General features: G+C 57.0%; 8 protein-coding genes. 4 read left to right on the forward strand and 4 right to left on the reverse strand.

Features of this window, described 5'->3' with window-relative positions; translation table 11 throughout:
* The 4 genes from LEPOCDRAFT_RS02135 to LEPOCDRAFT_RS02150 all read right to left on the reverse strand — a co-directional run.
* Nucleotides 1-393: RDD family protein (locus tag LEPOCDRAFT_RS02135; RefSeq protein WP_009453572.1), on the reverse strand; the 393-nt coding region annotated here is incomplete at its 3' end.
* Nucleotides 390-1,187: a DUF3106 domain-containing protein gene (locus tag LEPOCDRAFT_RS02590; RefSeq protein WP_216579400.1), complete on the reverse strand. Its 798-nt coding sequence runs from the start codon at nt 1,185-1,187 to the stop codon at nt 390-392. The genes LEPOCDRAFT_RS02590 and LEPOCDRAFT_RS02135, both read right to left, overlap by 4 nt.
* 69 nt (nt 1,188-1,256) lie before the next feature.
* On the reverse strand, nt 1,257-1,736 hold the full coding sequence (locus tag LEPOCDRAFT_RS02145) for a DUF3619 family protein (RefSeq protein ID WP_009453575.1): 480 nt from the start codon (nt 1,734-1,736) through the stop codon (nt 1,257-1,259).
* Nucleotides 1,736-2,302 carry an RNA polymerase sigma factor gene (locus LEPOCDRAFT_RS02150; protein WP_009453576.1) on the reverse strand — a complete coding sequence of 189 codons (567 nt, stop codon included), beginning with the start codon at nt 2,300-2,302 and terminating at the stop codon, nt 1,736-1,738. The genes LEPOCDRAFT_RS02145 and LEPOCDRAFT_RS02150 overlap by 1 nt, the downstream gene beginning before the upstream one ends.
* Before the next feature lie 275 nt (nt 2,303-2,577).
* Between LEPOCDRAFT_RS02150 and LEPOCDRAFT_RS02155 the strand changes: the two genes are divergently transcribed.
* The 4 genes from LEPOCDRAFT_RS02155 to LEPOCDRAFT_RS02170 form a co-directional block, all read left to right on the forward strand.
* On the forward strand, nt 2,578-4,359 hold the full coding sequence (locus LEPOCDRAFT_RS02155; protein ID WP_009453578.1) for an acetolactate synthase 3 catalytic subunit: 1,782 nt from the start codon (nt 2,578-2,580) through the stop codon (nt 4,357-4,359).
* Nucleotides 4,360-4,361: 2 nt separating this feature from the next.
* Nucleotides 4,362-4,853 carry an acetolactate synthase small subunit gene (gene ilvN, locus LEPOCDRAFT_RS02160; RefSeq protein ID WP_009453579.1) on the forward strand — a complete coding sequence of 164 codons (492 nt, stop codon included), beginning with the start codon at nt 4,362-4,364 and terminating at the stop codon, nt 4,851-4,853.
* 64 nt (nt 4,854-4,917) lie between these two features.
* Complete coding sequence (ilvC, locus tag LEPOCDRAFT_RS02165; RefSeq protein WP_009453580.1) at nt 4,918-5,934, forward strand: ketol-acid reductoisomerase; 1,017 nt, start codon at nt 4,918-4,920, stop codon at nt 5,932-5,934.
* 167 nt (nt 5,935-6,101) lie between these two features.
* The coding region (locus tag LEPOCDRAFT_RS02170) for a CDP-alcohol phosphatidyltransferase family protein (RefSeq protein WP_172632733.1) at nt 6,102-6,357 on the forward strand (256 nt) is incomplete at its 3' end.

Here is a 6,357-nt window from a genome sequence, read left to right on the forward strand (position 1 = left end):
CAAGATGCTCAACCCAAGCATCAGACCCAGCGTACCCGGGGATGTTGGGGGTGTGTTGTGCAGTAGAAACGCGAGGCCCCCCGGTGCGACCCATAGCCAGCTGCATGCGAACCGTTGCGCTGCTTTGCTGGCGCTCAATGGAGATCCGTCAGCAGTGACCACCCGTAGATGCCACGTTTTCATCGCCAAGGTTTGGCCCTGTTTGCTGGACCAAAAGCCGATGAAGTAGGTTGCCATCACTGCAAAAATCAGTATTTGGAGCGGCAGTCGGCCCTGCATCGATTGACGTTGATCGGTCATGACGCCGTAAACCAAACCTGTGCACATCACCGTGCCACCGACAAGAACGGTGTCATACAGCGAGCAGAGCAGCCGTGCCCCTAGCGTTGTCATTGCAACGTTGTGCTGGCAGCTGAGGCCGCCACCTCAAAGCGGGGAGCGGCGGATGAAGCCACTGACGATCCCGCTGTTGGCAAGGGTGCTGATGCGGCAAAAGTCGGCTTCTTCGTGGTCGGACGTGAAGGAGTAAGGCTTGATCCCGACGCTCCGCCGCCCGCAATCTTGGGTTGCCCGATCTGCTGATGGCGCGGTGGTTCGGGTCGAGCGCTGATCGGGCGAGTGCTCAATCCGGAGGTTGCTTGGACCGATCCTGGCGAGACGGACCGCTGCGCTGCTGATGCGGTAGGCGGGGGCAAAGTCAGGTTCGTCTTGGGCTGGGCGGCGATCAAGGAGTTGCTGGTTGATCGCTTGGCACTTGTCGGCGCTGTCGAACTTGATGTGGACACGCTCGATGGAATGCCGCTGCCTGCTGTAGCCGGCTTGCTGGCCAAGGCTTTGCGCTGGTCCTCAGGCAATGCCAAATAGGCTTTCCAGCGTGTTTCACGCTCTTCAGGTGTGAGTTGCTTGGACTCTTGAAAGCGTAACCGTGCAGCAGTTCGTTCATGAACGCTCATGCTCGACCAATCGGCCATGCGTTCTCGGGTACGTTTTTGTTGCTCTGTGCTCATCTGTGGAAAACGTGCTGCGACATCGCGCCATTTTTCCTTGCGATCAGGGTCAATCTTGGCCCAGTGCGGGGCCAAAGGCTGCAAAACAGATTGCTCAGTCTTGCTTAACTGAGACCAAGTGGGTCCAGCTTCCTCTGCGGTCAACGGTTGGGCCGGTGAAAGCGAGGGCATGAAGATCATCCATGTGCAAAAAATGCCCGTGCATACAGAGCGGCTTACGGTGTGAAACATCTCGAAGCGCACCATCTCTCATTCCAGCACGATGTCTTGCGGTTCCTTGAGGAATTCAGCAAATCCTGGATCGGTGTAAGCGGAAAGCGGCAGGGGATCGCCAAGGAGCGCGGCATCGACTTCAGCGGCAGCTTCAATTTGTTCTTGGTATTGCCACTCATGCACAAGGAGCATGCCGCACACCAAAACGGCCAAAGGTGCGAAGGTGCCTAGCTTGACCCACCATGATGAGCGTTCGCTTGAGCCGCCACCGAGCACTGCCGCACCGTAGCCGAAGATCGACGCACTTGGGGCGTACTGTGCTTTTCGATGCAGGCGGACTTCATGAGCCTTTTTAACGGCCATCAACCGTGCAACTCGCAGGCGTTCTTCGACGTGATAGGGCAGGATGTTTTCATCCTGCCTTCCCAAGTGCGCCGTGATTTTGTAACCGAACCGAGCCTCTAGGGCGGCTTGTTCGGGAGCGGCCTTCGGTTGCACGTTCAGTTCGGTTCTCATCACAGTGTTATTCCCCGTAGTTTCAACGCCTTGGCCAGTGCATGAACGGCCCGCGAGCAATGCGTTTTCACGCTTCCCTCGGAGCATCCCATGGTCTGAGCCGTTTCGGCAACGTCCATCTCCTCCCAGTAACGCATCAGGAAGGCTTCCCGTTGACGTGTTGGCAGTTTTGTCAGTTCATCTTCGATGGCAGAGCGTGTTTGTGTTCGCTCCAAAGCGTCAGCACTGCTTTCAGTCCCTTCAGATGACTCCAAGTTATCGAGAGATTCGAGGAAGTCGAAATCGCCATCGCCGTCTTCACCTTCGAAGTCGGTGAAGTTATGCATCACTGCGTTGCGAACCTTCTGATGACGGAACCAATCCATCATCGTGTTCGACAAGATGCGCTGAAACAGCATGGGCCATTCAGCCGCAGGGCGATCGCTGTACCGTTCCGAGAGCTTGATCATGGCGTCTTGGACGATGTCCAAAGCCGCCTCATCATCTCTTACGGAATAGACGGCTCGCTTGAAGGCACGTTTTTCAACACTGCGCAGGAAGTCTGAGAGTTCGCGGTCGCTGCTCAAGGGCCGTTCGCCATGGGGGTTGTGTCGGGGCGGCGCGATTATGGCGCATCGAGCCAGAAGTTGAACGGGTACTTAGCCCAAGTCTTGGGTGAATGCGATAATAGAAGGCTGCATTACCTGCATGACTGGTCTGAACTGTTTGCCCGACCCGGGTCTTTCCGTTTTGGCCGCGCAGGTCCTGAATCCGCCTCACAAGGGTGCGGTGGTCATTTCGGTGATCATCACGAGGATGGACACCATTCGATTTTCGTCAGAGAAAACCCGAAAGGTTCGAGATGAACATGTCTGCCGCGGAACACAAACTTAGCAATCCAATGTCAACCCCACACGATCATGCTGCCGGTCCGGAGATCAATGGCTCCGAGATTCTGGTTCGATGCCTTCAAGCCGAAGGCGTGAAATACATCTGGGGCTACCCAGGCGGGTCCGTCCTCTATATTTATGATGCGATCTACCAGCAAGACAGCTTCCTGCATGTGCTGGTGCGCCACGAACAAGCCGCCGTTCATGCCGCTGATGGCTATGCCCGCGCGACGGGCAATGTTGGCGTTGCGTTGGTCACCTCGGGTCCGGGTGTGACCAATGCGGTAACAGGTATCGCCACGGCCTACATGGACTCCATCCCGATGGTGATCATCACCGGGCAGGTGCCAACAGCCGCCATTGGTCTTGATGCCTTCCAAGAGTGCGACACGGTGGGCATCACCCGCCCGGTGGTCAAGCACAATTTCTTGGTCAAGGATGTGCGCGATCTGGCGGGCGTCCTCAAGAAGGCGTTCCACATTGCCCGTACCGGCCGACCCGGCCCGGTGGTGGTGGATATCCCCAAGGACGTCTCGTTCAATAAGACCGCTTTCCATTACCCCGAATCGGTGGAAATGCGCTCTTACAACCCGGTGCGCAAGGGCCATGGCGGACAGATCCGCAAGGCCGTGCAGCTGTTGTTGTCGGCCAAGCGGCCCTACATCTATACCGGTGGCGGTGTGATTCTGGCCAATGCGTCGGCCGAATTGCGTGAGCTGTGCGATTTGCTGGGCTACCCCGTCACCAATACCTTGATGGGCTTGGGTGCGATTGCCTCGTCTGATCCGAAGTTCCTTGGCATGCTGGGCATGCACGGGACTTATGAAGCCAACATGACCATGCAGAACGCCGATGTCGTTCTGGCCGTGGGTGCGCGTTTCGACGACCGTGTGATTGGCAATCCCCAGCACTTTGCATCCGTGGATCGCAAGATCATTCACATCGACATCGACCCGTCCTCCATCTCCAAGCGCGTCAAGGTGGATGTGCCCATCGTGGGCGATGTGCGTGACGTGTTGCGTGAGCTGATTGCGCAAATTCGCGAAACCCAACAGCGCGCAGAGCCGGCTGCTTTGACCGCTTGGTGGGATCAGATCCAGCAGTGGCGTGGTCGCGAATGCCTGAAGTACAAGCCATCGGATGACGTCATCAAGCCGCAGGCCGTGGTTGAAAAGCTCTGGGAGCTGACGCGAGGTCGCGATACCTACATTACCTCCGATGTGGGGCAGCACCAGATGTGGGCCGCGCAGTACTTCAAGTTCGATGAGCCGCGTCGCTGGATCAACTCTGGTGGTTTGGGCACCATGGGCGTGGGCCTGCCCTATGCCATGGGCATCAAGCTGGCCAAGCCTGACTCGGATGTGTTCTGCATCACCGGCGAAGGCTCGATCCAGATGAACATCCAAGAGCTTTCAACTTGCCAGCAGTACAAGACGCCGGTCAAGATCATTGCCTTGAACAACCGTTATCTGGGCATGGTGCGGCAGTGGCAAGAGTTGAACTACGAAGGTCGCTACGCCCACAGCTACATGGACGCGCTGCCGGATTTCGTCAAGTTGGCCGAAGCCTATGGTCACGTCGGCTTGAAGATCGAGAAGCCATCCGAGATTGAGCCAGCCCTCAGAGAACTGATTCGTTTGAAGGATCGAACTGTGTTCCTAGATGTGCGCACCGACCCGACCGAAAACGTCTGGCCGATGGTGCAAGCCGGCAAAGGCATCTCTGAAATGCTGCTCGGATCCGAGGACCTCTGATCATGAAACACATCATTGCATTGCTGCTCGAAAACGAGCCTGGCGCGTTGTCGCGCGTTGTCGCCCTGTTTTCCGCGCGCGGCTACAACATCGAGAGTCTGACCGTTGCGCCGACAGAAGACCCCTCTTTGTCGCGCATGACCATCGTTACGAGCGGCTCGGATGAGGTGATTGAGCAAATCACCAAGCATCTCAATCGCCTGATCGAAGTGGTCAAGGTGGTTGATTTGACCGAAGGCAGCTTCACGGCTCGTGAGTTGCTGTTGGTCAAGGTGCGCGCTGTCGGTAAGGAGCGCGAAGAGATGAAGCGAATGGCTGATATCTTTCGTGGCCGCATCATCGACGTGACTGACAAGACTTACACCATCGAACTCACCGGTGACTCTGGAAAGCTCGACGCTTTCATGGAAGCCGTGGATCGCACTGCGATTCTTGAGACCGTCCGTACCGGCTCTAGTGGCATTGGTCGCGGCGAACGTATCCTGCGCGTCTGAGGCCTTTTTCAGCCCGCCCGCAGTCTTCTTTTTTCATCCCGTTCATTTTCCAAGGATAGTTTCCATGAAGGTCTACTACGACAAGGACGCCGATCTCAGCCTGATCAAGGGCAAGCAAGTTGCGATCATCGGCTACGGCTCCCAAGGCCATGCCCACGCCCAAAACCTGAACGACAGCGGCGTGAATGTCACGGTCGGTCTGCGTCGGGGCGGTGCTTCTTGGGCCAAGGTCGAAAAGGCTGGTCTGAAGGTCGCTGAAGTCGCTGAAGCTGTCAAGGCCGCCGATGTGGTCATGATTCTGTTGCCCGACGAGCAAATCGCTGACGTCTACAAGCGCGAGATCGAACCCAACATTCGCCAAGGCGCTTCGCTGGTGTTTGCTCACGGCTTCAACGTCCATTACGGCCAAGTCATCCCGCGTGATGATCTGGACGTCTGGATGGTGGCCCCGAAGGCTCCTGGCCACACCGTGCGTGGTACCTACGCCCAAGGTGGCGGCGTGCCCCACCTGATCGCTGTGCATGCCGACAAGACCGGCAAGGCCCGTGATCTGGCCCTGAGCTACGCTGCGGCCAATGGCGGCGGCAAGGCCGGCATCATCGAAACCAACTTCCGCGAAGAAACCGAAACCGACTTGTTCGGCGAACAAGCCGTGCTGTGTGGTGGTGCGGTTGAGCTGATCAAGGCGGGTTTCGAAACCCTGACCGAAGCTGGTTACGCGCCTGAAATGGCTTACTTCGAGTGCTTGCACGAACTGAAGCTGATCGTTGATCTGATTTATGAAGGCGGTATTGCCAACATGAACTACTCGATCTCGAACAACGCCGAATACGGTGAGTACGTCACCGGCCCGCGTGTCGTCACCGAAGACACCAAGAACGCCATGCGTCAGTGCCTGAAGGACATCCAGACCGGCGAATACGCCAAGTCCTTCATCTTGGAAAACAAGGCCGGTGCGCCGACCCTGATCTCGCGTCGTCGCCTGACGGCTGAGCATCCGATCGAGCAAGTTGGTGAACAGCTGCGCGCCATGATGCCTTGGATCAAGGCCAACAAGTTGGTGGATAAGAGCCGCAACTGATCAAGCTGAAGCGCTGCTTTTGCTTGCTAAAAAGGTGCCGTCGATCGGCACCTTTTTTTATGCTCCTTGTGGGACTGATCGATAATCGACGGATGGATCATTTTTCTGGGCAGGATCGCGCAATGGAATCGGGGCGTCAAGATGAGGGTGTGACGGAAGCTGGCAGCATGTCTGATGTGATCCGTCCCCGGCGTAAAGGCATCTATATCCTGCCGAACCTGTTTACGCTGGCGGCTCTTTTTGGTGGTTTTTACGCCATCGTCATGGCCATGAATGGGCATTTCGACAATGCTGCCATTGGGGTCATGTGCGCCATGGTGCTCGACAGTCTTGATGGCCGTGTGGCTCGCATGACCAACACCACCAGTGCCTTTGGTGAGCAGATGGACAGCCTCTCAGACATGGTGTCCTTTGGCGCGGCCC

Source organism: Leptothrix ochracea L12 (genome assembly GCF_000262525.1).